Source organism: Streptomyces sp. ICC4, from assembly GCF_003287915.1.
GTDB lineage: Bacteria > Actinomycetota > Actinomycetes > Streptomycetales > Streptomycetaceae > Streptomyces > Streptomyces tritrimontium.
On sequence record NZ_CP030286.1, the window covers coordinates 7,724,468 to 7,748,664 of the forward strand.

A 24,197-nucleotide genomic window follows, 5' to 3' on the forward strand; every position below is an offset into this window, starting at 1 on the left:
GGTGGGGGTTGGCGGATGCGGCCGGGGGCATCGGTGCGCTCCGGAGAAATCGTTTCGGCGAAGGGACGCGGCACTCCTACGCTGGCCCGATGACAGATCCGCTCCACCCGGCCAAGCCCCGCCCCGGCGACCGCATCGCCGTGCTCTCCCCTTCGGCCGGCCTGCCCGCGCTCTTCCCCCAGCCCTACGAGCTGGGGCTGCGCAGGCTCGGCGAGGAGTTCGGCCTGAAGCCGGTGGAGTACCCGACGACCCGGAAGATGGGCGCCACGCCCGAGGAGCGGGCCGCGGACATCCACGCGGCCTTCGCGGACCCCGAGATCAAGGCCGTGATCGCCAGCATCGGCGGCGACGACCAGATCGCCGTGATCCCGCACCTCGACGCCGACCTGCTGCGCGCCAACCCGAAGCCCTTCTTCGGCTACAGCGACAACATCAACCTGCTGCTCTTCCTCCGGGACCTGGGGATGGTCGCCTACCACGGCGGCTCGGTGATGGTCGAGCTCGGCCGGCCCGGCGCGATGCACCCGCTGACCGCGGACTCCCTGCGCGCGGCCCTGTTCACCCCGGGCGAGTACGAGCTCACCCCCGCCACGGCCAGCGGGGACGTCAACGGCCCCTGGGACGACCCGCGCACCTTCGACGCAGAACCGGAACTGGAGCCCTCGGAGGGCTGGACCTGGCACCAGGGCGACCGGGTGGCCGAGGGCGCCGCCTGGGGCGGCAACCTGGAGATCCTGTCCTGGCTGCTGATGGCCGACCGCGTGGCGCGGACCCCGCGGGCCCACGCCGGCAGCGTGCTCTTCCTGGAGACCTCGGAGGAGATGCCGCGGGCCGAGGAGGTCTACCGCATCCTGCGCTGCATGGGGGAGCGCGGACTGCTGCGCGAGTTCCCGGCCCTGCTCATGGGCCGGGCGAAGAGCTGGTCCTTCGAGAACCGGCTCGGGCCCGAAGAGCGGATCCGGCACCGCCGCGAGCAGCGCGAGGCCGTCCTGCGGGCCCTGGGCGAGTACGCCCCCGACACCATGGCCGTCTTCGACGTGGACCTCGGCCACACCGACCCCCAGGTGGTGATCCCCGTCGGGGGCCGCGTCCGGGTGGACGGCCCGGCCCGCCGGATCTTCGTCACGTACTGACTCCACCTGCCCGACTCCACCCGCCGACTCCACCCGCTGACCCCATCTGCGGACACCGTCCGCAGGGGCCGCCGACCGGCGCGACCGACTCGCGCCACCTGACGAACACCGCGTTCCCGTCCGTCCGTTGGGGTAGCCGGATCCGGGTCCGGGGTGACAATGGTCCTCCCACGGGACGTGTTGGGGGCGGCATGTCGGCGTTGCTCTTACGGGGATCCGGCCGGGCCCGGGGCTGGGCCGGATACCTCGGCGCGGTCGGGCTCGGCGCTGCTGCGGTGGCACTGGCGGCGGTCTGGACATCGGGGCCCTGGGCCGTCGGCATCGGCGCGGCCGTCACCGCGCTGTCCGGGCTGGTGGCCGAGCGGTTGCAGCCGGATGAAGGCGCCGACGCCCGGGCCGCGGGGGAGGTGCTGCGCACGGCGGCCGGCCGGATCCCGCTGCTGCGGGACGTGGACCGGCCCGAACTGGCCGGAGTCCACCCGGCCGAGGCCGCCCCGGGCACGCCGCCCGCGTACATCGAGCGCGACGCCGAACCGATGCTGCGTTCCGCCCTGGACCGGGCCCGCTTCGTCCTCGTGGTCGGCGAGTCCACCGCCGGAAAGACCCGGCTCGCCTACGAGGTGGCCCGCACCCGCTACCCCCGGCACGCCTTCGTCCGCCCCCTCTCCCGCTCCGCGCTGCCCGAGGCGGTACGGATCGCCGCGCGGCGGCGCCGCGCCGTGCTCTGGCTGGACGACCTCGAGGACCACCTCGGCGCGGGCGGCCTCACCGCCGCCCAACTGGCCACCCTGGGGAAGGCGGTGACGATCGCGACGATCCGGGTCCAGGAATACCGCCGCTACGACGCCCGCGAGGAGAGTCGGCTCACCGGCTCCGACCGGGACGCCTGGCGGGCCCAGCGCGATCTGCTCCAGCAGGCCGCCGTCATCCGGCTGCCCCGGCACTGGTCCGCGCGCGAGCGCCGCCGGGCGCGGGCGTACGAGGGCGATCCGCGGATCGGCGCCGCCCTGCGCGCGGGGGAGCGGTTCGGGGTCGCCGAAGTGCTGGCGGCCGGTCCCGAGCTGCTGGCCTCCTGGGAGAACGGCTGGGCTCCGGGCGCCAATCCGCGCGGCGCCGCCGTGGTCGCGGCGGCGGTGGACTGCCGCCGGGCCGGACTGCGCCGCCCGGTCAGCCGCGAGTGGCTGCGCGAGCTGCACGCCCCCTACCTGGCGGCCAGGGGCGGCGGCGACCTCCAGCCCGAGCCCTTCGCGCAGGCCATGGACTGGGCCTGCGCGGCCGCATACGCCACGAGCGGGCTGCTGATCGGCAACTACGGAGCCGGATTCACCGCGTTCGACTACCTGTTGAACGCGCCGGGCCGCGGACCCGTTCCCGATCACCTGTGGCGCGGGCTACTCGCCCGGGTGGAGCCCGTCGACGCCTACGACATGGGCCTCGCCGCCCACCAGGACGGCCGCCTCGCGCGGGCCGTCGAGGCCCTCGACCTCGCCGCGCGCGGCGGAGTCCCCGGAGCCGAACTGCCACTGGCCATCGCGATCGGGGACTCCGGGAAGCCGAACCGGGCCGCCGCGGACCTCGCCGGGATCACCCGCCGGCGTACGGACCGGCTCGGCCCCAGGCACCCCGACACGCTGGCCGCCCGCCACCAACTCGCCTTCTTCGTCGGCGAGTCCGGCAACCTGAGGGCAGCCGCGGCCCGGTTCACGGAGCTGCTCGCCGACGTGGGGGAGGTGCTGGGGCCCGACCATCCGGACACCCTGGCGGCCCGCCACCAGCTGGCCTACTTCACCGGGGAGGCCGGAGATCCCCGCGCGGCGGCACGCCAGTTGGAGGACCTGCTCGCGGACCGGCTGCGCGTACAAGGTCCCGGCCATCCGCAGGTGCTGGCGACCCGGCGCAGCCTGATCTGGTTCCGGCCGGGCGATCCGGCCGACGCGGAGCGGAGGTTGGCGGAGCTGCTCGCCGAGGCCGAAGCCGCCGAGGGAATCGGACCGGACGATCCGCACACCCTCGCCATCCGGGGGAGCCGGGCTGCGCTGGCCGCCCGCGCCGGGCGCGCAGCCGAAGCGGCGGAGGCCTGGGCGGGGCTCACCGCCGACCGGACCCGGGTGCTCGGCGCGGACCACCCGCACGTGTTCTACTCCCGGCTGGAGTGGGCCCGGGCCCTGACCGCCCAGGGCCGCACCGCCGAGGCCCGCGTACTGCTGACCGGCGCGCTGGTCCGGGCGCGGTCCGTCCTGGAGCCGGGACACCGGCACCTGCGGACCGGCCGCGAGCTGCTGGCCCGGCTGGCGGACGAGGCCGGGCGGGAGGACCCGTAAGGCAGGAGGACCCGTAAGGCGCGGGACCCGTAAGGCAGGAGGACCCGTAAGCCGCGAGCCGCGCGAGCCGCGAGGCGGGTGGAGTCGGAGCGGCGGGGTCAGAGCAGCGGGGTCAGCGCCAGCGCGGCCGAGCGCAGCGCGGGGGCGTAGGCCTCGATCTCCTCGCGGGAGACCAGGAAGGTGACGGTGGTGACGCTGACCCCGCCGACCGGGAGGCCCGTCGGTCCGAGGATCACGGCGCCGATGCAGCGGATGGTGGGCTCGTTCTCCTCGTCGTCCAGTGCGAACCCCCGCTCCCGCACCGACGCCAGCTCGGCCTCCAGCGCCTCCGCGCCGGTGATCGTGTTCGGCGTCCGGCGCGGCAGGCCGGCGGCGGAGAGGAGCTCGCGGACCTCGGCCCGCGGCAGGTGCGCCAGGATGCACTTGCCGATCGCGGTCGTGTGCAGGGGCATCCGCATGCCGATCCGCGAGGCGGTCCGGAACGGTTGGTCGCTCTCCAGCTTCCGGATGTAGGTGATGGTCTCGCCGCTGTGCAGGGCCAGGTGGACCGCCTGCCCGGTGGACTGCTGGAGCTCGCGCAGGATCTGCTCGACACCGGCCGGCTCCCCACCGCTGACCAGGGCGGACAGCCCGCGCAGCCGAGGGCCCACGCCGTAGCGGCTCTCGGCTTCGGAGCGTACGAAGCCCTGCTCGATCAGTGAGGCCAGGATGCGGTAGGTGCTCGACTTGGGCACCGCGGCCGCCGCCGCCACGCCGGTGAGCCGGTGCGGGCCGCCCGGCGCGGCGACCGCCTCCAGGATCCGCATCGACTTCTCCAGCGCCGTGCCCGCCGTGGAGGTGCGGCCGCCGCGCGCGGCACCACCGGCCTCTTCGGTCCCGGGGTTCTCCGTCATGGGCACGTGATCTCCATCGATGGGTAAGGTCTGCACCAGAAGTTCCGGTACACGATACCAAGTTCCACTACGTGGAACAAATGGAGGGTTCTGTGTCCTGCCATCCGTACGCCGTCATCACCGCGCAGGGCCTGCTGCCGGTCCTGCGCGACGCCGACGCCGACGAGGCCCTCCGCCACACCACCGCCCTGCTCGCCGCCGGCTGCCGCGCGGTCGAGCTGACCACTTCCATACCCGGCTGGGCCGAGGCCGTCGCGCGCACGGCCCCGCTCACCGACGCGCACGGCCGCCCCGCGCTCATCGGAGTCGGCACCGTCACCACCGCGGAGGCCGCGGAGACCGCCCTCGGCGCGGGCGCCGCCTTCCTCGTCTCCCCCTACCCGGCTCCCGAGGTCCGCGAGGTCGCCGAGGCGCGCGGGGCGGTCTTCATCGAAGGCGGCTTCACCCCCGGCGAGATCGCCCGCGCCGCCCGGTCCGCCGGCGCCGCGAAGGTCTTCCCCGCGCACGTGGGAGGGCCCGGGTTCATCCGCTCCCTCAAGGCGGTCCTGCCCGACGCCCTGATCATCCCGACCGGCGGCATCGCTCCGGGCGAGGTCCGGGAGTGGCTCGCCGCCGGCGCCGCGGCCGTCGGCGTGGGCAACGGCCTGCCCGCCGACCCGGCCGAGCTGGCAGCCGTCTTCGCCGACCTGGCCCGGCCCTGCTGCGGCGCCTGCGCCGGTACGGGGGCCCGGCCGTGACGGGGACCGGGAACACGACCGGGGGGGCGGGCCGGGGAGTACGGAGATCCGCTCGGCGGCGATGTTGGCGAGGGCGGTGTCCACGTTGAAGACGGGCTGGGGGACCATCGTGGCCCCGCGCATCAGGCAGGCGATGATGCCGGCCTTGTAGCCGAAGGTGTGGAAGAAGGGGTTCACGATCAGGTAGCGGTCGCCCTCGCGCAGTCCGGCGAGCTCGCTCCACACCTCGTAGCAGCGCAGGGACTGGGCGTGGGTGATGACGGCGCCCTTGGGGCTGCCGGTGGTGCCCGAGGTGAAGATGATGTCGGAGGGGGCGTCCGCGCGGATCGACGCCGTGCGGGCCGCGACCGCCTCGGCGGATACGGAGTCACCGCCGGTCAGGAAGTCCTTCCAGGTGCGGAAGGAGTCGGGGGCGTCCTCGGACAGGACGACGACCTGCTCCAGGTGGGGCAGGCCGGGCAGCGGTCCGGAGCCCTCGCCCTCGGCGGCGGCGCGGCGCAGCGAGGCGACGTAGGAGGTGCCGAGGAAGGTGCCGGTGACGAAGAGGAGCCTGGCGCGGCTGCGCTGGAGGACGTACGCGGCCTCGGTGCCCTTGAAACGGGTGTTGAGGGGGACGAGTACGGCTCCGGCGGAGACGGCGCCGAGCGCGGAGACGATCCATTCGAGGGTGTTGGGCGCCCAGACGGCGACCCGGTCTCCCCGTTCGACGCCGGCGGCGATGCAGGCGGCCGCGGCGCGTTCGACGCGTTCGCCGAGCTGGGCGTAGTCGATGCGGACGCGCCCGTCGACGACGGCCTCGTTCCCGGCGTAGCGGACGGCGGCGTGCCGCACGAGCCCGCCGATGCTGGTCCACGCCAGGTCGGCCCGCCGGTCCTCCGCCGAGCCCTCCGGCCCCGCCGAACCGTCCACCGCCCCGGCCCCCGGCGCGGATGCGGTCCGGGACTCCACTCCGGACCCCGCTCCGGACTCCACTCCGGACTCGGCTCCGGACCCCGCTCCGGACTCGGCTCCGGACTCGGCTCCGGACTCGGCTCCGGACTCCGCTCCGGGCGCGCGATCAGGGCCGGTGGCCGGGCGGGCCCGGTCCGGGCCGGTGGCCGGGCCAGTGGCCGGGCCGGTCGCCGGGCCGGTGGCCGGGCCTGCCCCGTCCGCGTTCCGGGTCGCGCGAGCGACACTGCGTGCGGCCTCGTCCTCGTCCATCGTCCGCCCCTCCTGCGATACCAGTAGCTGACTATCCGTCAGATTAGCTGTAGCCTTCGCGGCTGTCAGTACTGGTGCGCACCCCGGAGGTGGCGATGGCGGCAACGCTCAAGGACGCTACGGCGATAGTCGGCATCGGGCAGACCGCCTTTGCCAAACAACTGCCGCAGTCCGAGAAGGAACTGGCCTGCCGGGCCATCCTGGCGGCACTCGACGACGCCGGCATAGACCCCTCCGAGGTCGACGCCTTCTCCTCCTACACGATGGAGGAGACCGACGAGGTCGAGGTCGCCAAGGCCATCGGCGCCGGCGACGTCACCTTCTTCTCCAAGATCGGCTACGGCGGCGGCGGCTCCTGCGCCACCGTCGGCCACCTGGCCGCCGCCGTCGCCACCGGTCAGGCGAGCGTCGGCGTCGCCTGGCGCTCGCGCAAGCGCGGCTCCGGTCCCCGCCCGTGGAAGAACACCGCCGTCCAGCTCCCCACCCCCGGCCAGTGGACCCGCCCCTTCGGGCTGCTGCGCCCCGCGGACGAGATCGGGATGCTGGCCCGCCGCTACATGCACGAGTACGGAGCCACCCGCGACCACCTCTTCAACGTCGCGATGGCCTGCCGCAACCGGGCCAACGAGAACCCGGCCGCGATGATGTACGAGCGCCCGCTGACCCGCGAGATGTACATGACCTCCCGCATGATCAGCGACCCGCTCTGCCTCTTCGACAACTGCCTGGAGACGGACGGCGCCCTGGCCTGCGTCATCGTCAGCGCCGAGCGCGCCCGCGACTGCCGCCAAAAGCCCGTCTACGTCCACTCCGTGGCCCAGGGCCTGCCCTCCCAGCACCACGGCATGGTCAACTACTGGAACGACGACCCGCTGTCCGGACCCGCCTGGACCGCCGCCCGACACCTGTGGAAGCAGGCCGACTTCGGGCCGCAGGACGTGGACGTCGCCCAGATCTACGACGCCTTCACCCCGCTGATCCCGCTCTCCCTGGAGGGCTACGGCTTCTGCGGGCGCGGCGAGGGCGCCGCGTTCACCGAGGGCGGCGCGCTGGAGATGGGCGGCCGGCTGCCCATCAACACCGGCGGCGGCGGCCTCTCCGAGGCCTACGTCCACGGGTTCAACCTGATCAACGAGGGCGTCAAGCAGCTGCGCGGGATCTCCACCGCCCAGGTCCCCGACGCCGCCACCTGCCTGGTGACCGCGGGCGAGGGTGTCCCGACGTCCGCGATCCTGCTGCGAGCCTGAGGAGCTGACGAATCCATGACGATGCAGCCCACCACCAAGCCCGCGACACCCCCGACGCCCCCGACGCCCTCGGCATCCGCGGACGGGCTCCTCCTCCCCGTCCCCGACGAGGACGGCGCCCCCTTCTGGGAGTACACGGCCCAAGGCGAACTCCGCGTCCAGGCCTGCGCCGAGCCCGCCTGCGGCAAACTCCGCTTCCCGCCCCGCCCCTGCTGCCCGCACTGCCGTTCCTTCGACTCCGAATGGCGGCTGATGAGCGGCCGGGGCCGGATCTGGTCGTACGTGCAGCCGCACCCGCCGCTGCTGCCCGCCTACGCCGCGCAGGCCCCGTACAACGTGATCCTCGTGGAGCTGGCCGACGCCCCGCACATCCGTCTCGCCGGGAACCTCGTCGCCTCCGCCGACGCCCCGATGAACTCCGTGGACCCGGCGCGGCTGCGCATCGGCGCCCGGGTCCAGGTGGTCTTCACCGAGACGGGCGGGATGGCCGTACCGCGCTGGATCCTGGAGAAGTCATGACGGCTCCGGGCCTGCGGGTGGAGCGGGACAAGACCACCGGGGTCGCGGTCGTCACACTGGACCGGGAGCGCAAGCACAACGCGATCGACCTGGAGACCGCCACCGAACTCGCGCGGGTGTGGCGGGAGTTGCGCTTCGAGGACGAAGTGCGGGCGATCGTGCTGACGGGCGCCGGGCGGGCGGCCTTCTGCACGGGCATCGACCGGGGCGTCTCCGTGCCGCAGCCCTCCTCGCCCTTCTCGATGGACGACCCCCTCGTCGCCATCGGCCCGAAGGCGAACGACCTGTGGAAGCCGGTCGTCGCCGCCGTCAACGGCATGGCCTGCGGCGGGGCGTTCTACCTGCTGGGCGAGTCGGAGTTCATCGTCTCCTCCGCGTCCGCGACCTACTTCGACCCGCACACCAGCTACGGCATGGTCAGCGCCTACGAGGCGATCTACATGGCGCAGCGGATGCCCTTCGGCGAGGCCGCCCGGATGTCCCTGATGGGCACGGCGGAACGCCTCTCCGCGCGGCGGGCGTACGAGATCGGCCTGGTCTCCGAGCTGGCCGAACCGGACGAGCTGCTCCCGGCGGCGCTGCGGGCGGCCGAGACCCTGGCCGGCTTCCCGACGGAGGCCGTGCAGGGCACCGTGCGGTCGCTGTGGGCGGCGAAGCAGGCCGCGCTCCAGCAGGCGCTGGCGCAGGCCCCGGGGCTGGTGGCCCTGGGCAACCTGGCGCCGGAGCGGCAGGCGGAGCTGTTCGCGGGGCGGCGCGGGGCGGGACCGGAGCCGCGGATCCGCTGACGGGACGGGACGGGCCGGCGGCAGCCGGCTCGGCCGCCGGGAAGCCGGCGCGGTTGCTGTTGAGGTTGTAGACGTGCTGGACGGTCACCTTGAGCCGTTCCGCCGCCTACCGGGCATCTGCATATCTAGGATCAGTGATGGGAGGTGACGGTGATGCAGGATGCCCAGATGCGAAAGTTCCGGGGGAAGAACAAAGCCCCGAAGTGGACCAAGCCCGACGACGGGATCGTGTCGGTGATGGTGCTGCCGCTGGCCGTCACCGATCCCGCCGAGCTTGCCCGGCTGGACGGCCTGTACGGGGCGATGTGGTCGATCAAGCGCGCCGTCCAGCGTGACGCCCGCGCCAAGGTGGACGCCTACTGGGCCGCGTACCGCGAGCGGGAGGAGCAGGGGGCGAAGGCCGTACGGCAGCGCCTGGGCCTGTCCCGCGAGAGCCTGGAGCGTTGCGCGTACACGCACTTGGAGGAATCGGGGCACCTGAAGCACCACGCCTCCAAGGCCTTGGCCATGCATATGGCCGATGAGGTGTGGAACGGGGTGCAGCGGCATCTCTTCCCCGATGCCACCGGCCAACGTTTCGGCCGTCCGAAGGGCGGCAATTGGCACGGCTTCACCCGGATTCCGGGCCGCGCCCGTTCCCACACGACCGACAACAAGTGGGAGACCTTCCGCCTGGTCGGCACCCTCCACAGCCACTCCACGGCCCACACCGACGGCGGCCTGCACCTGCTGATGCAGCCCCGCCGGATGCCGAAGCCGACCGTGCCCGAGGGCAGGGTGCCCACCGGCAAGGTCACCGCCTCAGGCAAGCCCGCCACCCGGAAGGCGACGTGGTGGGACCACACCGGCCCCCTCGCCGTCGTCTTCGCCGGAGGACCCGAAAGTGCCCGTGGTGATCTCGTACTTCCGGTACGCATCCCGCAGCAGCCCGGCCAGTGGGCGCGGGTGCAGCACTTCCTCTCCAGCCCCGGCCGCTGGCACAAGGTAGACCTCGTACGCCGCAGGAAGGCATCCGCGCCGGGCGGCTGGGTGTATGAGGCGCACTTGATGGTCCTCGGCCCCGGATACACCTCACCCAGCGTGCGGGCCATGCGCGACCGCGCCGCCCAGCTCGACCGTATCGGCGGGGTGGACGGCAACGTCTCCAACCTCTCCGTCGTCTCCCTCCCCGCCGCCCTCACCGGCGGCAAGCCCGTCTCCACCGAGATCACGCTCACCGAAGCCGAGCGGACCCTGCTGGAGAAGCAGGCAAAGAAGCGGCGGGACCGTGCTCGGGCGCTGGAGCGCTCCCGTCGTGCGACGAACGCCGCGCAGTACGGCTTATCGAGGAAGCAGGCCAAGCGCGCCGGCCGGAGGGAAGCGCAGGGCCTCAAGCCGAAGACGGTCAGCGTTCCTGGTGGTGCCCGTGCCGCCCGGTCCGATGGAGTGCCGAAGCAGGCGTTCCGCCACGACCGACTCTCCACCAACTACCGGGTGACGCGCGCCCGCCAGGCCGAACAGGCTGCCGGTATCGCTGAACACCGCCGTCACCGTGCCCGTCTGGTGGCCCGGGAGATCATCGCCGCCCACGGCCCCGTGCTGGTCGTGGAGGACTGTGACATCCGCGCCTGGTACCGGTTGTGGGGCAAGCGTCTGTCGCAGACCACGCCGGGCATGCTGATCTCTGCCCTCACGGTCGAGTGCGAAGCGGCCGGGGGGCGGCTGGTCCGGGCCTCTACCTGGTCAACGGCCTTGTCGCAGCACTGCCTGTGCGGTGAGCGCGTCTCCAAGATGCTGCGGGAGCGTGAGCACACGTGCACCGCGTGCGGCCTCACCGGCAAACGGGACCTCGTATCCGCCGCGCTGGCCGCGTTCGTCCGCTTCACCGACGTAGACGACCCCACGACCGCATACTTGGACACCGCCATGTCCCGGCACGCACAGATCACCTACGCACAAGCGCTGGAAGAAGCGCTGCGGGAGTCAACCACACCGAGCCCGAAACCGCTCCGGCGGCCGGGTCGCGTGGCAGTCCCACGGCAGCAACGCCGTGAGACCCCTGCTCCCCGAACCGCCGGACAGCGGCACCGAGCAACCCCGGATGAGGCACGCTCGCGTGGCCACGCCGGAAAGCCCGGTCCCCGCCCCGGCCGCAATCCGCAACTCACCCTTTGGTGACCTGCGGATCAAGTCTTAGCGGGTCTTCTTGGTGGACTTGGGCTTCGGCGTGCTCGTCTTCTTGCCGTCCGGCAGGTCCGCGGACGATCCCGTGGAGCCGGTGGTCGCGGTGGGCGTCGGACTCGCGTCCTCGACGATCTCGACTGCGCCCAGGGCGCACCGTTGGACCCCGTCGGCCTTCTCGGCCCTCTTCAGGGGGACGTCCAAGGTCCGGCTCTCGCCCGGCTTGAGGTGGTGGACGCTGACCATGACGTGCTCGACGCCGTAGTCCTCCCATTCGAAGCTCACCGTCGTCCGGATGGTGTGCGTCACGGCCGAGTCCGAGGTGATCTTGACCGTGGCCTTCGGCCGGCCCGGGCCGGCGCAGGTGACGAGCTCGAGGTGCGCGGGCAGCGCGGACGGGCTGGGCGTGGGCGAGGCCGTCGAGCCACCGCCGTTCCCGCCGCTGCCGGGGCTCTTCTTCTTCGGCTTGCTCTTGGAACTGGAGCAGCCGCCCCCGCCGCCGCTCTTGCCGCTGCTGCTCCCACTGCCGCTGCCACCGCTGCCACCGCCGCCCGTCGAGGAGAACCCCGTCAGCGCGAGCACCACGCCCACCAGCACCACCGTGAACCGGACCCGCCGCACTGTGACCGCCACGGCCACTCCTCCCCCTGGAAACTCGGCGGCACGCTACCAGGTGGTACGGGCCGCGGGCCGGGCTCCGCGTGCGGGAGCCGGAGGGCGGGCGTAGCGTCGGGACCGAGATCCAGACCCACATCCCCCGGAGGGCCGGGCATGATCCGCAACGTACTCGGCTCGCTGTTGGGTCTGATCGGAGCGACGGCAGCCGTCTGGAGCCCCTTCCGTGCCTGGTACGACGGCCGTCACGGGCGCGACTACCGGATCCAGGAGCTGTTCACCGCCGCCGGGATCACCGACACCAAGGCGGCCCTGCTGGGCTCGCTCCTGCTGCCCTTCCTCTTCGCCGCCCTGCTCGCGCTGGTCGCGATCGTGCTGCGCTCGCGGCTGCTGATGGCCTGCGCCGGGATCGTCGTCCTCGGCTTCGCCGTGCTCTGGATGGTCCGTCAGGGCCAGGCGGCGGGCAGCCTCTCGGTCGGCGGCGACGGCCTGGGCCTGGGCGACGGCCTCGCCAACGCCTTCGGCGCGGGCGCCCTGCTCCTGCTGGCGGCGGCCGTGATGAGCGGCCGGCCCGGCCGCCGCGCCCGCCGCAGCCTCGACCGCCGCGACCGGCAGAGCCTGGACCGCCAGAACCCCGACCGCACGAACCCCGACCGCGCCCCGGACCCGTACGCCCCGGGCCCGGGCCCGGGCGCCGGCCAGGAGGGCCCGTACGGCGGCCAGGAGGGCACGTACCCGTACCCGGTCACCCCGGAGACGCACCCCTGGCGGCCGGACCCGCGGCCCGACCCGCCCAAGGACGGCTCGTAGCGCCGCACCCGGACATGACGGCGGCCCCGTCCCCCTGAGGTGGGCGAGCAGCCCGGGCGCGGCATCGACGACGCGCTGATGGCCGCGCTGGCGGACCGTCAGGCACTGCTGGTACTGGACAACTGCGAGCAGGTGCGCGACGGGGTGGCGCCGTTCCTGGAACGGCTGCTCGTCGCCTGCCCGGGGATACGGGTGCTCGCGACCAGCCGGGCCCGGCTGATGGTGCCGTTCGAGTGGGTCTTCCCGGTTCCGCCGCTGTCGCGCGTCGGCGGCGGCGAGTCGGAGGCGGTGGCCCTGTTCCTGGAGCGGGCGGCGGCGGTCGGCAGGGCCCCCGCGCCGGCGGAACGCGACCGGATCGCGGCGCTGTGCGAACGGCTCGACGGCATGGCGCTGGCCATCGAACTGGCGGCGGCCCGGTGGTCCACGCTCGGATTGGACGGCCTGGCGGCCGGCCTCGGCGACCAGCTCCGGATCCTCGCCGGCGGCCCCCGCGCCGACGGCAGGCACCGGTCGGTGCGGGCCGTCCTCGACTGGAGCCACGACCTGCTCGAGCCGCGGGACCGGGCACTGCTGCGTCGGGTGTCGGCGTTCGTCGCTCCGTTCACCGCCGAGGCGGCCGCCGAAGTGGCCTCCGAGGTGGCCGCCGAAGTGGCCTCCGAGGTGGCCGGGTTCGCCCCGCTGGAGGCGGCCGCGGTCGCCGACGGGCTCGGCAGGCTCGCCGAGCAGAGCCTGCTCGCCGTGACACCGTCCGACACCGGCACCCGCTACCAGGCGCTGGAGACCCTCCGCCAGTACGGCACGGAGCGGCTCGCCGACGCCGGTGAGCTCGGCGACGTCCGGTCGCGCCACCTGGCTTGGTGCCTGGCCGGTGCGGCCGGCCTCCAGGAAGGCGGCGGCTCGGACTGGCGAGCCCGGTTCGACGCGGTCGCGGAGGACCTGCGGGCCGCCCTGGCCTGGGCCGCGGGCCGGCCGGAGCAGCGCGCGGACGCGTGCCGTCTCGCCCTGTCCATGGCCGAGCTGGCCTTCACCCGGAACCTGCTGGGCGAGGCCCAACAGCGGTACGAGCAGGCGGCCTCGCTCGCCGTCGGCGCCGACGCCGCCGCCGCATTGCGGCAGGCCGCCGGGGTGGCCGGGTGCCGCAGGCTCGGGGACGACATGTACCGCCTGCACCGGGCCGCCGCCGAAGCCGCCCGACGGGCCGGGGACGCCTCCGGGGCCGCCCGCGACCTGGCGGCTGCCGCCACCGCCGCCTACCGCTTCTCCAGCACGTTCAGCAGCCGGGTTCCGCCCGCGGACGAGGTGACCGGCCTGCTCGCGGCGGCGCGCGAGCTGACCGGTGACGACGACCCGGCCGCCGAGGCGGCTTTCGCGCTGGCCGAGGCCGCGGTGGTCGCGGACGCGTTCGGCGCGGTCCAGGGGGCTGCGGACAACACCGCACCGGACACCGTCGCGTGCGCCGAACGGGCCGTCGAACTCGCCGGGCGCGCGGGCGACCCGGTGGCACGGTCCGCCGCCCTCGACGCGCTCTCCGGCGCCCAGAGCTGGGCCGGTGAGAGCTTCGCCGCCGCGGCCGCCGCCCGGGCCCGGATCGACATCCTGACCTCGGCGCCGAGCGCCCCCGCCCGGACGCACGAGCTGATCGACGCCCTGGCCATGGCCGCCGCGACCGCCGTCGGCACGGGCGAGCTGTCGGCGGCCCGCCAGTGGGGCAGCCGGCTCGCGGACCAGCCGCAGCTGGCCGAGGTGGGCGACCACGCCACGTCCTGGCTGCTGGTCGCGGACGCGTTCGCGGGCCGTGCCGACGCGGTGCTCACCAGCAGCGTGCGCTTCCTCGACGCGTGGGAGCAGGCCGGCCGGCAGCGGTCGTTCTCACTCGGTCCGGCCGCCGCGTCCGTCGCGATGATCCACGGCTTGCGGGGCGACCACGAGGCCCGAGCGGCCTGGCTCACGATCACCGACCGGACCGGCAGCAAGGAGGACCACCACCACGGCCACGGCGCCGTCTTCGACGCCATGGTCCTGCTCCACCACGGGGACGCGCACGCGGCCCTGGAGCGCGTCGCGCCCGAGCCGGAGCAGGTGTGGAAGTGGGTCTGCTGGGTCTGGCTGCACTGGTACGCGGCGCTCCGGGCGGAGGCAGCGGTCCTCGCCGGGCACCCGGACGCCCGGGCGCGGATCGCCGCCGCCCGGGCCGTGGTCGCCGGGAACCCGGTCGCCACCGCCCTGGTCGACCGGGCGGAGGCACTGCTCGGCGGCGATCTGCCGCAGTTGCTCGCCACCGCGGCGGCGTTCGAGGCGGCCGGCTGCCGCTACCAGTGGGCGCGCACGCTGCTGCTCGCCGGGGGCGCGCACGCCGCGACCGGCGCGTCCGCCCTGTCCGACCTCGGACTCGCGCCCATGTCGACCTAGTCCCGCCCGGTCGGGGGTCTGCGGCTGCCTGCCAGGTAGGGGGCCGGCCAGGGGGCGGCCGGACCCGTGTAGGACTGCTCGGCGGCCGCGTGCAGGGTCCAGTGCGGGTCGTAGAGGTGGGGGCGGCCGAGTGCGCAGAGGTCGGCGCGGCCGGCCAGGAGCAGGGAGTTGACGTCGTCCCAGGAGGAGATCGCGCCGACCGCGATGACCGGGACGCCGAGCGCGGCCCGGATCCGGTCGGCGTAGGGGGTCTGGTACGAGCGCCCGTACTCGGGGGCCTCGTCCGCCACCACCTGGCCCGTCGAGACGTCGATGGCATCCGCGCCGTGGGCCGCGAAGGCCCCGGCGATGGCGACCGCGTCCTCGGGCGAGGTGCCGCCGGGCGCCCAGTCGGTGGCCGAGAGGCGGACCGTCATCGGCCGGTCCGCGGGCCAGACGGCGCGGACCGCGTCGAAGACCTCGAGCGGGAAGCGGAGCCGGTTCTCCAGCGGGCCGCCGTAGGCGTCGGTGCGCAGGTTGGTCAGCGGGGAGAGGAACCCGGAGAGCAGGTAGCCGTGCGCGCAGTGCAGTTCCAGCAGGTCGAAGCCGGCGTCGGCGGCGCGGACGGCGGCCGCCGCGAAGTCGGAGCGGACGGCGGCGAGGTCGGCGGCGGCCAGCTCGCGCGGGACGGCCGAGACCCCGGGCCGGTACGGCAGCGCGGAGGCGGCCACCAGCGGCCAGTTGCCCTCGGGCAGGGGGGCGTCCATGCCCTCCCACATCACCCGGGTCGAGCCCTTGCGGCCCGAGTGGCCGAGCTGGACGCCGAGGGCGACTCCGGGCGCGGAGGCGTGCACGAAGTCGGCGATCCGCGCCCAGGCTGCGGCCTGCCGCGCGGTGTAGAGGCCCGTGCAGCCCGGGGTGATGCGGCCCTCGGCGCTGACGCAGACCATCTCGGTCATCACCAGGGCCGCCCCACCGAGAGCCCGCGCGCCGAGGTGGACCAGGTGGAAATCGCCCGGGACCCCCTCGTCCCCGGTCGCCGCAGCACGTCCTGTCGCCGAGGCACCTCCTGTCGCCGAATACATGTCCATCGGGGACACCACGACCCGGTTGCGCAGCGTCAGTCCGCGCAGGGTGAGCGGGGTGAACATCGGCGGCGTTCCCGCCCGGTCCGGGCCCTCGCCGGCCCCGTCGGGGCAGCCGAACTCCTGCTCCACCGCGCGGGTGAAGCGCGGGTCGCGCAGCCGCAGGTTGCCGTGGGTGACCCGCCTGCTGCGCGTGAGGAGGTTGAAGGCGAACTGCCGGGCGGGCTGGTCCACGTACGCGGCGGCCTCCTCGAACCACCGCATGCTGGCGGCGGCCGCCCGCTGGGTGGAGGCCACCGCAGGCCGCCGTGCGGCCTCGTAGGCGGCCAGCGCGGCGGGGACGTCCCGGTCCGCCTCCAGCGCCCGGGCGAGCGCGAGCGCGTCCTCCACGGCCAGTTTGGTGCCGGAGCCGATCGAGAAGTGCGCGGTGTGCGCCGCATCGCCGATCAGCACCACGTTCCCGTGGGACCAGTGCTCGTTGGCGACGGTGTGGAACCGGGTCCACGCGGAGCGGTTCCCGCGCAGCGGCCGTCCCCGCAGGGCCTCGCTGAAGATCTTGGCGCAGCGGGCGGCCGATTCCGCCTCGTCGCACAGGTCGAAGCCGGCCTGCCGCCAGACCTCCTCGCGCATCTCGACGATCACGGTGGAGGAGTCCGCCGCGTACGGGTAGGCGTGCAGCTGCATCACCCCGTGCTCGGTCTCGGCGATCTCGAAGCGGAAGGCCGTGAGCGCGAAGTCGGCGGCCAGCCAGATGTACCGGCACCGGCCTCCCGTGACCGTCGGCCGGTAGTGCGCCGCGCCGCTCTCGCGGATCCGGCTGTGCACCCCGTCCGCCGCGACGACCAGGTCGTACGAGGCCGCGAGCGCCCGCGGGTCGGGGGCTTCGGCGCGGAAGCGCAGCCGGACCCCGAGGCCCGCGCACCGCTCGTGCAGGATCTCCAGGAGGCGGCGGCGGCCCAGCGCGGCGAAGCCGTGGCCGCCGGAGGTCAGCAGCCGGCCCCGGTGCACGATGTCGACGTCGTCCCAGCGCGTGAACTCCGCGCACAGGGCGGCGTAGACGACGGCGTCGGCCGCTTCGATGCCGCCGAGGGTCTCGTCGGAGAGCACCACGCCGAAGCCGAAGGTGTCATCGGGGGCGTTGCGCTCCCAGACCTCCACCGCGTGCCCCTGCCGGGCGAGCAGGGCGGCGGCGTACAGCCCGCCCGGTCCCCCGCCCACGACGGCGACCCTCAGCACGGCGGGTTCCGGCATCGCGCTACCTGCCCTTCCACTGGGGCGCCCGCTTCCCGGTGAAGGCCGCGTGGAACTCCCGGTAGTCCTCGCCGTTCATCAGCAGCGCCTGGGTGTTCGCGTCCAGCTCCACGGAGGCGGCGAGCGGCATGTCGAGCTCGGCGGTCAGCAGCGCCTTGGTCTGCGCGTAGGCGAGGGCGGGGCCGGCGGCGAGGTGCGCGGCGAGTTCGGCGGCCCGCGCGAAGGCCCCGCCCTCCTCGGTCACCTCGCTCAGCAGCCCGATCCGCTCGGCTTCGGGGGCCCTGACCTGCTCCCCCAGCATCAGGAGCCGGGTGGCGTGGCCGAGCCCGACGATCCGGGGCAGCAGGTAAGCGGCGCCCATGTCGCCGCCGGAGAGGCCGACGCGGGTGAAGAGGAACGCGAAGCGGGCGGTGGGGTCGGCGATCCGGAAGTCCGCGGCGAGGGCGATGACGGCGCCCGCGCCGGCGGCGATGCCGTGGACGGCGGCGATCACCGGGAAGGGGCATTCGCGCAGGGCGCGCACGACCTGGCCGGTCATCCGGTTGAAGTCGAGGAGCTGGGCCGTGTCCATCGCGAGGGTGGCGCCGATGATCTCGTCGACGTCGCCTCCGGAGCAGAAGCCGCGGCCCTCGCCGCCGAGCACGAGGGCGCGCACGGAACGCTCCCTGGACAGTTCGGCGAGCAGGTCGCGCAGGTCGGCGTAGGCGCCGAAGGTGAGCGCGTTCAGCTTCTCGGGGCGGTCGAGGGTGACGGTGGCGACGCCGTCGCGCCGGTCCACCCGCAGGTGGCGCCAGCGTTCGGTCGCTGGAGTGGAACCAAGGAAGGGGCTCACCTTCCCGAAGGTATCACCGGCTCGTGACCACCGTCACAGAAACGCGATACATCCGGCCTCCCGGTGCGAGCCCGCCCGCCACACGCACCGAAGGTCCCGAACCGGTGTGGCCCTCGTCCCTTGCGCTCACGTCGGGGTGCCCTACGGTCCGACATTTCCACTTCGTATCGTTGAAAGCAGGATTTCCTCCGCAGTACGACCCCGAACGACCCCGGAACGACCTCGGAACGACCCCGAAGCCCACCACGGAACGGACGGTCCCGCCTTGTCCGACGTCTCCGCCACAGCCTGGCGGATCACCCTGCCGCACACCACCGCCGCCGTACCGATCGCCCGCGCCCTGGTCCGTACGGCGCTCGCCGACACCGACGCCCCCGCCGACAGCGACACCGCCGAGCTGCTCACCGCCGAGCTGGTCGCCAACGCCGTCGAGCACACCCCCTCCGCCGCCCCGATCGAGCTGGTCGTGGAGCTGCTGGCCAACGGGTGCCAGGTCGAGGTCCACGACGGGGACCCGCAGGCCCCCGGCGACCTCACCGCCCCCGGCGCGGACTCCGCGCACCCCGATCCCTGGCAGGAGCACGGCCGCGGCCTGCTGCTGATCCGGACCCTCAGCTCCGCCTGCGGCCACCGCCGCACCCCGCACGGCAAGGCCGTCTGGTTCACCCTGCCGGCCCGGCGCCCCCACTAGAAGAGCGCCGAGCGGGGCGCATGACTATGCGTCCGGCCCCGCGAGCGTCGCGACGAGGACCGCCTTGATGGTGTGCAGCCGGTTCTCCGCCTCGTCGAAGACGACCGAGTGCGCGGATTCGAACACCTCGTCCGTCACCTCCAGCGAGTCCAGCCCGTGCCGCTCGTGGATCTCCCGCGCCACCTCGGCGCCGAGGTCGTGGAAGGCCGGCAGGCAGTGCATGAACTTCACGTCCGGGTTCCCGGTGGCGCGCAGCACGTCCATGGTGACGGCGTACGGGGACAGCGCCTCGATCCGCTCGTCCCAGACCTCCTTGGGCTCGCCCATGGACACCCAGATGTCCGTCAGCACGAAGTCGGCCTGCGCGACGCCCTCCTCCAGGTCCTCGGTGAGGGTGATCCGGGCGCCGCTCCCGGCCGCCAGCTCGCGGGCCGCGGCCACCACGGGCTCGGCCGGCCAGTACCGCCGCGGCGCGACGATCCGTACGTCCATGCCCAGCAGCGCGCCGGTCACCAGGTAGGAGTTGCCCATGTTGAACCGGGCGTCGCCGAGGTAGGCGAAGGCCATCCGCTCCAGCGGCTTGGCGCAGTGCTCGGTCATCGTGAGCACGTCTGCCAGCATCTGGGTGGGGTGCCAGTCGTCGGTGAGGCCGTTGAAGACGGGTACGCCGGAGTGCGCGGCGAGCTGCTCGACGGTGTCCTGCGCGTCGCCCCGGTACTCGATGCCGTCGAACATCCGGCCCAGCACCCGCGCGGTGTCCTTGACCGATTCCTTGTGGCCCATCTGGGAGCCGGCGGGGTCGAGGTAGGTGGTGTGGGCGCCCTGGTCGGCGGCGGCGACCTCGAAGGCGCAGCGGGTGCGCGTGGAGGTCTTCTCGAAGATCAGGGCGATGTTCTTGCCCTGGAGGCGCCGCCGCTCGGCCCCGGCCCTCTTGGCCGCCTTGAGTTCGGCGGCGAGCTCGACCAGGCCGCGGAACTCGGCGGCCGAGAAGTCGAGCTCCTTGAGGAAACTGCGGCCGACGAGGTCGGTGGCCATGGGGACTCCAAAGTCACGGTGACGGGGCAACGCTGGAAGTCTATACGATGCTCTGTATTGATATACAGACCCCCGCGGACCCCCGCCGCTGCCCGTTCTGGCTGTTCGCGGCCGAGTATGGGCGTGTCCATGACCAGATCGGGACATCCCTGCGTGCATAAGACCGGCGTTATGGTGCGGGCGGGTGACGCTGCGTAAGCTGCCGGGATGCAGCTGGAGTTGAGACATCTGCAAGCCGTCTGCCAGATAGCGGAAACGGGCAGCCTGGGTGGTGCCGCGCGCAAGCTCGGGGTCTCGCAGCCGGCGCTCTCCGCCCAGCTGCGCAGGATCGAGCGCGTCACCGGCGGCGAACTCTTCGTCCGGGGCCGGCGCGGGGTCGAACCCACCCCCCTGGGCCAGTTCGTCCTCGCCAAGGCGCGCAGGGTGCTCAGCGAGATGGACGCCCTCGGCGCCGAGACGCGGGCCCGGACGGCGGGCGCCCCGCTGCGGCTGGGCTGCATCCTGCTCGTGCTGGTCGACGGTCTGATCGCCCAGCAGGACCTGGTCCTGTCGGGCCGGGAGATCACCGTGGACCTGGAGGACTCGGTGACCGCCCTGGTGCGGATGCTCGGCGCGGGCCGCTACGACGTCATCGTCTACGGAGAGGTCAACGACCACGAGGTGCCGCTGCCCGGGGGAGTGCTCGCCCGGACCCTGGTCCCCAAGGAGCCGTTCTGCATCCGGATGTCCGCCCGGCACCCGCTGGCCCGGCTGGAGGCCCTGGACCTCGCGGACCTCGCCGACGACACGTGGATGACGCTGATCGAGGACGACGACGGCGGCCCCGAGGCGCTGGTCGAGGCCTGCGCCAAAGCCGGCTTCGTCCCCTCGCTGCGCTACCGCATCACCGACCGCATGATGCAGTACGACCTGATCTCCGCCGGCCGCGCCGTCTCCCTGTGCCAGCCCACCGCGCCGGCGGTCGCGGGCACGGTGATCCGCCCCCTGATCGGCGCCCCCATCATGGGGCGGATCCGCCTCGCCTGGAACCGCTCGACGGTCTCGGCCCGGCAGGCGGAGCTCTTCTACAGCTCGGCGGCCCGCGCGTACCTGGCCAACGTGGACAACAACCCCTTCCACCGGGCCTGGTGGGACGAGCATCCGGAAGTCCACCCGGCCCTGGACTGAGCCCCCGCCGCCGGTTCTGCCGCCCCTGATGTCATTTCACACTCCGTACATGGAAAGGGGATTCGGCTCCCTCTACGCTTTCCGCATGGCAAGTGGCCGCCACACCATTTCCCCTTCGGACGGCAGGAGGAAATACCGATGAGCAAGAAAGCCCGGGCGCAGGTGAGCCGGAGAGGATTCCTCGCGGGCACGGCAGCGGCGGCAGCCGCCGTCACCGTGCCCGCGATCGGCCAGGCGGCGGCGAGCCCCGCAGCGGCCGCGAACCGCCCGAACATTCTGCTGATCGTCACCGACGACCAGCCCAAACAGACCGAATGGGCACTTCAGAAGACCGTTGCCTGGCTCGCCGGCCAAGGTGTGAAGTTCCACCACGGCCACGTCACCACACCCCTGTGCGCACCCTCGCGCTCCTCGATCTTCTCCGGCCGCCACGCCCACAACCACGGGGTCCGCAACAACGCCGCTTCGGCCGCCCTGGACCAGAGCACCACCGTCCAGCGCCATCTGAAGCAGGCCGGATATCGCACAGGTCTTTTCGGCAAATACCTGAATTCCTGGAACATCGCCGACGCGCCCCCGCATTTCGAGGATTTCGCGCTGCTCCAGCCCGGATACGTCGACGCCAAGTGGAATGTGAACGGGTCGGTCCAGACGATCAACGGCTACACCACGAACGTCATCAAGAACCGGACGCTGGGCTTCTTGGACAAGGCGTCCACCGACACCCGCCCCTGGTTCGCCTACGTCACCCCCTACGCCTCGCACGGACCCCGCACCCCCGAGCCCAAGTACGCCGGCACCCCCGTCCCCGAATGGAACGGACGCCCCTCCGTCACGGAGGCCGACCGGAGCGACAAGCCGCCCTACATCCAGGAAGCCACCGGCACCCTCGCCGACGGCAAGCGCATCCGCGCCGAGCAGCTGCGCACGCTCCTGTCGGTCGACGACACCGTCCAGGCGTTCAAGGACAAGCTCGCGGCCCTCGGCCAGCTGGACAACACCCTCGTCCTCTACATCGGGGACAACGGCTTCGGCTGGGGCGACCACGGCTGGACCGCCAAGTCCGTGCCCTACAGCCCCGCCCACGAGGTGCCGTTCTACCTCTCCTGGCCCGCCGGGGGCCTCGGGGCCGGCACGGTGGACGACCGCATCGTCGCCAACATCGACATCGCGCCCACCATCCTCGACGCCGCCGGGATCACCCCGACCACGCCGCAGGACGGCAGGTCGCTGCTGACCTCGTACAGCCGCGACCACCTGCTCGTCGAATGGTGGAAGAAGGGCACCGGAGCCGACCACCGAACCTGGTCCTCCTACGTGTCCAAGGACAAGCAGTACGTGGAGTACTACAAGCTGCACACCGATGCCAACGGCACCGTCTCCGGCACCGGTGAGGTTACGTTCCGCGAGTACTACGACCTCGTCGCCGACCCGTACCAGCTGGTCAACAAGCTCTACCAGGCCACCCCCGCACAGGAGCGGAACCTGGGCATCCCCGCCCTCGCCGCCCAGCTCGCCGCCGACCGGGTCGGCTAGTGCTGTGACCGGAAAGGTCCACCGGGTCGCGGCGCCCGGCACGGCACCTCGCCGCGTTGTCGGACCACACCGGTACGTCCAGTACGAGGCGTGGTCCTCCGTCTTGCGATGCACCGCACCGGACACCGCGACCCGGCAAACCTTTCCGGCCACAGCACTAGCCAGGACCTCCGGCCGGGCGCGCCCACCCGCGCCCGGCCGGACCGCACCGCATCGCATCGCACTGAACCTTCATCGGAGCCACCATGTCCTCCTGCTGCACCCCGGGACACGAGTCCCCGGCGGCCGGCGCCGTCACCCTGCTCGCCGCGCCCGCGCTCCCCGCGCCCCGGGCGGTGCGCGGCCTGCTCGACCTGCCCGGCGGCCGCTTCCTCATGGGCACCGAGGACGCGGACGGGTTCCCGGCGGACGGCGAGGGGCCGGTCAGGGAGGTGGAGGTGGGTCCCTTCCGGATCGCCCCGACGACCGTGACGAACACCCAGTACGCCACCTTCGTCAAGGCCACCGGACACGTCACCGAGGCCGAGGAGTTCGGGTTCTCCTTCGTCTTCGCCGGCCTGCTCGGGCAGGAACTCGCGGCCACCGCACCGCCCGTGGCCGCAGTGCCGTGGTGGCGGGCGGTGTCCGGCGCGAGCTGGAAGCATCCCGAGGGGCCCGGCTCGTCCGTCACGACCCGGCAGAACCACCCCGTCGTCCACGTCTCGTGGAACGACGCCCGGGCGTACTGCTCCTGGTCCGGGACCCGACTGCCGGGCGAGGCCGAATGGGAGTACGCGGCCCGCGGCGGTCTGGAGCAGCGCCGCTACCCCTGGGGCGACGAACTCGCCCCGGGCGGGCGCACGCTGCTCAACATCTGGCAGGGCGACTTCCCGACCGCCCACACCGGCGCGCACCTCGGCACCGTCCCGGTGAAGTCGTACCGCCCCAACGGCCACGGGCTGTACAACGCCGTCGGCAACGTGTGGGAGTGGTGCGAGGACCCGTTCGGCCCGGGCCACGGCTCCCGCACGATGCGCGGCGGCTCCTTCCTCTGCCACGACTCGTACTGCAACCGCTACCGGGTCGCCGCGCGCAGCTCCAACACGCCCGACAGCTCGACCTCCAACACCGGCTTCAGAGTGGCAGCCTGAGGGAGGGTCAGCTCGGCCGGACCAGCCCGGCCACGTGGTCGGTGACCATGTCGAGGATCTCGGCCGCGGCCTTGTCGTCGCCGAGGACGAGGAAGTTCAGCGTCACCCCGTCCGTCATGGCCGCCAGGTAGCGGGCCAGCACGGTCACCGGAACGCTCAGCTCGAACGGCGTGATCCGGCGCAGCTCCTCGATCAGCTCGGCGTAGGTCTCGCAGTACGACTCGTACTGCCGGCGGGCCAGGTGCCCGAACTCGGGCTGGCGCAGCGCGTACTGGGTGAGCTCATAGGTGAGCATGTGCGCGCCGGGACTGGCCGCCACATGGTCCCAGTAGGCCTGGAAGCCGGCCCGGATGGTCTCCCGCAGCGTCGCCCGGGGCTGGATCGCCGCCTTCACGATCGTGACGTAGTGGGCGGTGATCGTCTCGATGACCGACTCCAGCAGCGCCTGCTTGGAGTCGAAGCAGTAGTGGAAGACGCTCAGGGAGACGCCCGCCTCGGCCGCGATGGACCGGGTCGTCGTCCGGGCCACCCCGTCGCGGGTCATCGCGCGGATCGCCGCCTCCGTCAGCTGCGTACGCCGGTCGGTCAACGGCATCCGTGCCATGTACGGGTCCCCCTTCGCTCGGTGCCGCCCCGAAGGGGGTGCCCGATGGCCGGCCGGC

At 73.3% G+C, this 24,197-nt stretch carries 19 protein-coding genes and 1 pseudogene; 13 read left to right on the forward strand and 7 right to left on the reverse strand.

Annotated features, from left to right (window positions below):
* Positions 1 to 89 precede the first annotated feature (89 nt).
* Both DRB89_RS36305 and DRB89_RS36310 read left to right on the forward strand, forming a co-directional pair.
* On the forward strand, positions 90 to 1,133 hold the full coding sequence (locus tag DRB89_RS36305) for a S66 peptidase family protein (RefSeq protein WP_112451317.1): 1,044 nt from the start codon (positions 90 to 92) through the stop codon (positions 1,131 to 1,133).
* A 191-nt stretch (positions 1,134 to 1,324) separates the two neighbouring features.
* Complete coding sequence (locus DRB89_RS36310) at positions 1,325 to 3,454, forward strand: tetratricopeptide repeat protein (RefSeq protein WP_162688871.1); 2,130 nt, start codon at positions 1,325 to 1,327, stop codon at positions 3,452 to 3,454.
* A 98-nt stretch (positions 3,455 to 3,552) separates the two neighbouring features.
* Here the strand turns inward: DRB89_RS36310 and DRB89_RS36315 are convergent, their stop codons facing one another.
* Positions 3,553 to 4,347 carry an IclR family transcriptional regulator gene (locus tag DRB89_RS36315; protein WP_112451315.1) on the reverse strand — a complete coding sequence of 265 codons (795 nt, stop codon included), beginning with the start codon at positions 4,345 to 4,347 and terminating at the stop codon, positions 3,553 to 3,555.
* An 80-nt stretch (positions 4,348 to 4,427) separates the two neighbouring features.
* Between DRB89_RS36315 and DRB89_RS36320 the strand changes: the two genes are divergently transcribed.
* Complete coding sequence (locus DRB89_RS36320) at positions 4,428 to 5,084, forward strand: bifunctional 4-hydroxy-2-oxoglutarate aldolase/2-dehydro-3-deoxy-phosphogluconate aldolase (RefSeq protein WP_112451314.1); 657 nt, start codon at positions 4,428 to 4,430, stop codon at positions 5,082 to 5,084.
* 24 nt (positions 5,085 to 5,108) lie between these two features.
* Here DRB89_RS36320 and DRB89_RS36325 read toward each other — a convergent pair.
* Positions 5,109 to 5,942, reverse strand: a pseudogene (locus DRB89_RS36325) (AMP-binding protein); the annotation flags it as partial.
* 437 nt (positions 5,943 to 6,379) lie between these two features.
* On the opposite strand from DRB89_RS36325, the gene DRB89_RS36335 reads away from it, so the two are divergent.
* The 4 genes from DRB89_RS36335 to DRB89_RS36350 all read left to right on the forward strand — a co-directional run bounded on the left by DRB89_RS36335 (position 6,380) and on the right by DRB89_RS36350 (position 10,992).
* Positions 6,380 to 7,531: a lipid-transfer protein gene (locus tag DRB89_RS36335; RefSeq protein WP_112451121.1), complete on the forward strand. Its 1,152-nt coding sequence runs from the start codon at positions 6,380 to 6,382 to the stop codon at positions 7,529 to 7,531.
* A gap of 21 nt (positions 7,532 to 7,552) precedes the next feature.
* Entirely contained in the window at positions 7,553 to 8,050 is a 498-nt protein-coding gene (locus tag DRB89_RS36340) for an OB-fold domain-containing protein (protein WP_112463922.1), read from the forward strand.
* The gene (locus DRB89_RS36345; protein ID WP_112451120.1) at positions 8,047 to 8,835 is read left to right on the forward strand and encodes an enoyl-CoA hydratase/isomerase family protein; all 789 of its coding nucleotides are present in this window, start codon (positions 8,047 to 8,049) and stop codon (positions 8,833 to 8,835) included. The genes DRB89_RS36340 and DRB89_RS36345 overlap by 4 nt, the downstream gene beginning before the upstream one ends.
* 168 nt (positions 8,836 to 9,003) lie before the next feature.
* Complete coding sequence (locus tag DRB89_RS36350; protein WP_239516525.1) at positions 9,004 to 10,992, forward strand: transposase; 1,989 nt, start codon at positions 9,004 to 9,006, stop codon at positions 10,990 to 10,992.
* A gap of 15 nt (positions 10,993 to 11,007) precedes the next feature.
* On the opposite strand, the gene DRB89_RS36355 is transcribed toward DRB89_RS36350, so the two are convergent.
* A complete protein-coding gene (locus DRB89_RS36355; protein WP_112451119.1) occupies positions 11,008 to 11,628 on the reverse strand; it encodes a hypothetical protein in 621 nt (206 codons plus the stop codon).
* A 138-nt stretch (positions 11,629 to 11,766) separates the two neighbouring features.
* Between DRB89_RS36355 and DRB89_RS36360 the strand changes: the two genes are divergently transcribed.
* Together DRB89_RS36360 and DRB89_RS36365 are read left to right on the forward strand one after the other, a co-directional pair.
* Entirely contained in the window at positions 11,767 to 12,420 is a 654-nt protein-coding gene (locus DRB89_RS36360) for a hypothetical protein (protein ID WP_239516526.1), read from the forward strand.
* Positions 12,421 to 12,459: 39 nt separating this feature from the next.
* The gene (locus DRB89_RS36365) at positions 12,460 to 14,829 is read left to right on the forward strand and encodes an ATPase (protein WP_239516528.1); all 2,370 of its coding nucleotides are present in this window, start codon (positions 12,460 to 12,462) and stop codon (positions 14,827 to 14,829) included.
* On the opposite strand, the gene DRB89_RS36370 is transcribed toward DRB89_RS36365, so the two are convergent.
* Together DRB89_RS36370 and DRB89_RS36375 are read right to left on the reverse strand one after the other, a co-directional pair.
* On the reverse strand, positions 14,826 to 17,144 hold the full coding sequence (locus DRB89_RS36370; protein ID WP_112448646.1) for a bifunctional salicylyl-CoA 5-hydroxylase/oxidoreductase: 2,319 nt from the start codon (positions 17,142 to 17,144) through the stop codon (positions 14,826 to 14,828). The two genes, DRB89_RS36365 and DRB89_RS36370, sit on opposite strands and share 4 nt — an antisense overlap.
* A gap of 4 nt (positions 17,145 to 17,148) precedes the next feature.
* Positions 17,149 to 17,976, reverse strand: a complete 828-nt coding sequence (locus DRB89_RS36375) for an enoyl-CoA hydratase family protein (RefSeq protein WP_112448647.1) — start codon at positions 17,974 to 17,976, stop codon at positions 17,149 to 17,151.
* Positions 17,977 to 18,241: 265 nt separating this feature from the next.
* Between DRB89_RS36375 and DRB89_RS36380 the strand changes: the two genes are divergently transcribed.
* A complete protein-coding gene (locus tag DRB89_RS36380; protein ID WP_112448648.1) occupies positions 18,242 to 18,667 on the forward strand; it encodes an ATP-binding protein in 426 nt (141 codons plus the stop codon).
* Positions 18,668 to 18,691: 24 nt separating this feature from the next.
* On the opposite strand, the gene argF is transcribed toward DRB89_RS36380, so the two are convergent.
* The gene (argF, locus tag DRB89_RS36385) at positions 18,692 to 19,702 is read right to left on the reverse strand and encodes an ornithine carbamoyltransferase (RefSeq protein ID WP_112448649.1); all 1,011 of its coding nucleotides are present in this window, start codon (positions 19,700 to 19,702) and stop codon (positions 18,692 to 18,694) included.
* A gap of 207 nt (positions 19,703 to 19,909) precedes the next feature.
* On the opposite strand from argF, the gene DRB89_RS36390 reads away from it, so the two are divergent.
* The 3 genes from DRB89_RS36390 (at position 19,910) to DRB89_RS36400 (ending at position 23,535) form a co-directional block, all read left to right on the forward strand.
* Positions 19,910 to 20,869, forward strand: a complete 960-nt coding sequence (locus tag DRB89_RS36390; RefSeq protein ID WP_112453017.1) for a LysR family transcriptional regulator — start codon at positions 19,910 to 19,912, stop codon at positions 20,867 to 20,869.
* A 138-nt stretch (positions 20,870 to 21,007) separates the two neighbouring features.
* Positions 21,008 to 22,405, forward strand: coding sequence for a sulfatase (locus DRB89_RS36395; RefSeq protein WP_112463604.1), 1,398 nt, complete (start codon positions 21,008 to 21,010; stop codon positions 22,403 to 22,405).
* Between the two features lie 245 nt (positions 22,406 to 22,650).
* Entirely contained in the window at positions 22,651 to 23,535 is an 885-nt protein-coding gene (locus tag DRB89_RS36400; protein WP_112452210.1) for a formylglycine-generating enzyme family protein, read from the forward strand.
* A 7-nt stretch (positions 23,536 to 23,542) separates the two neighbouring features.
* Here the strand turns inward: DRB89_RS36400 and DRB89_RS36405 are convergent, their stop codons facing one another.
* The gene (locus DRB89_RS36405; protein ID WP_112452211.1) at positions 23,543 to 24,139 is read right to left on the reverse strand and encodes a TetR family transcriptional regulator C-terminal domain-containing protein; all 597 of its coding nucleotides are present in this window, start codon (positions 24,137 to 24,139) and stop codon (positions 23,543 to 23,545) included.
* Between the last annotated feature and the right edge of the window lie 58 nt (positions 24,140 to 24,197).

Excerpts from the sequence above, each read along its gene's own strand:
- DRB89_RS36305 (WP_112451317.1), top strand. The coding sequence starts at position 90 with ATGACAGATCCGCTCCACCCGGCCAAGCCCCGCCCCGGCGACCGCATC.
- DRB89_RS36310 (WP_162688871.1), top strand. The coding sequence starts at position 1,325 with ATGTCGGCGTTGCTCTTACGGGGATCCGGCCGGGCCCGGGGCTGGGCC.
- DRB89_RS36315 (WP_112451315.1), bottom strand. The coding sequence starts at position 4,347 with ATGACGGAGAACCCCGGGACCGAAGAGGCCGGTGGTGCCGCGCGCGGC.
- DRB89_RS36320 (WP_112451314.1), top strand. The coding sequence starts at position 4,428 with ATGGAGGGTTCTGTGTCCTGCCATCCGTACGCCGTCATCACCGCGCAG.
- DRB89_RS36335 (WP_112451121.1), top strand. The coding sequence starts at position 6,380 with ATGGCGGCAACGCTCAAGGACGCTACGGCGATAGTCGGCATCGGGCAG.
- DRB89_RS36340 (WP_112463922.1), top strand. The coding sequence starts at position 7,553 with ATGCAGCCCACCACCAAGCCCGCGACACCCCCGACGCCCCCGACGCCC.
- DRB89_RS36345 (WP_112451120.1), top strand. The coding sequence starts at position 8,047 with ATGACGGCTCCGGGCCTGCGGGTGGAGCGGGACAAGACCACCGGGGTC.
- DRB89_RS36350 (WP_239516525.1), top strand. The coding sequence starts at position 9,004 with ATGCGAAAGTTCCGGGGGAAGAACAAAGCCCCGAAGTGGACCAAGCCC.
- DRB89_RS36360 (WP_239516526.1), top strand. The coding sequence starts at position 11,767 with ATGATCCGCAACGTACTCGGCTCGCTGTTGGGTCTGATCGGAGCGACG.
- DRB89_RS36370 (WP_112448646.1), bottom strand. The coding sequence starts at position 17,144 with ATGCCGGAACCCGCCGTGCTGAGGGTCGCCGTCGTGGGCGGGGGACCG.
- argF (WP_112448649.1), bottom strand. The coding sequence starts at position 19,702 with ATGGCCACCGACCTCGTCGGCCGCAGTTTCCTCAAGGAGCTCGACTTC.
- DRB89_RS36390 (WP_112453017.1), top strand. The coding sequence starts at position 19,910 with ATGCAGCTGGAGTTGAGACATCTGCAAGCCGTCTGCCAGATAGCGGAA.
- DRB89_RS36395 (WP_112463604.1), top strand. The coding sequence starts at position 21,008 with ATGAGCAAGAAAGCCCGGGCGCAGGTGAGCCGGAGAGGATTCCTCGCG.
- DRB89_RS36400 (WP_112452210.1), top strand. The coding sequence starts at position 22,651 with ATGTCCTCCTGCTGCACCCCGGGACACGAGTCCCCGGCGGCCGGCGCC.
- DRB89_RS36405 (WP_112452211.1), bottom strand. The coding sequence starts at position 24,139 with ATGGCACGGATGCCGTTGACCGACCGGCGTACGCAGCTGACGGAGGCG.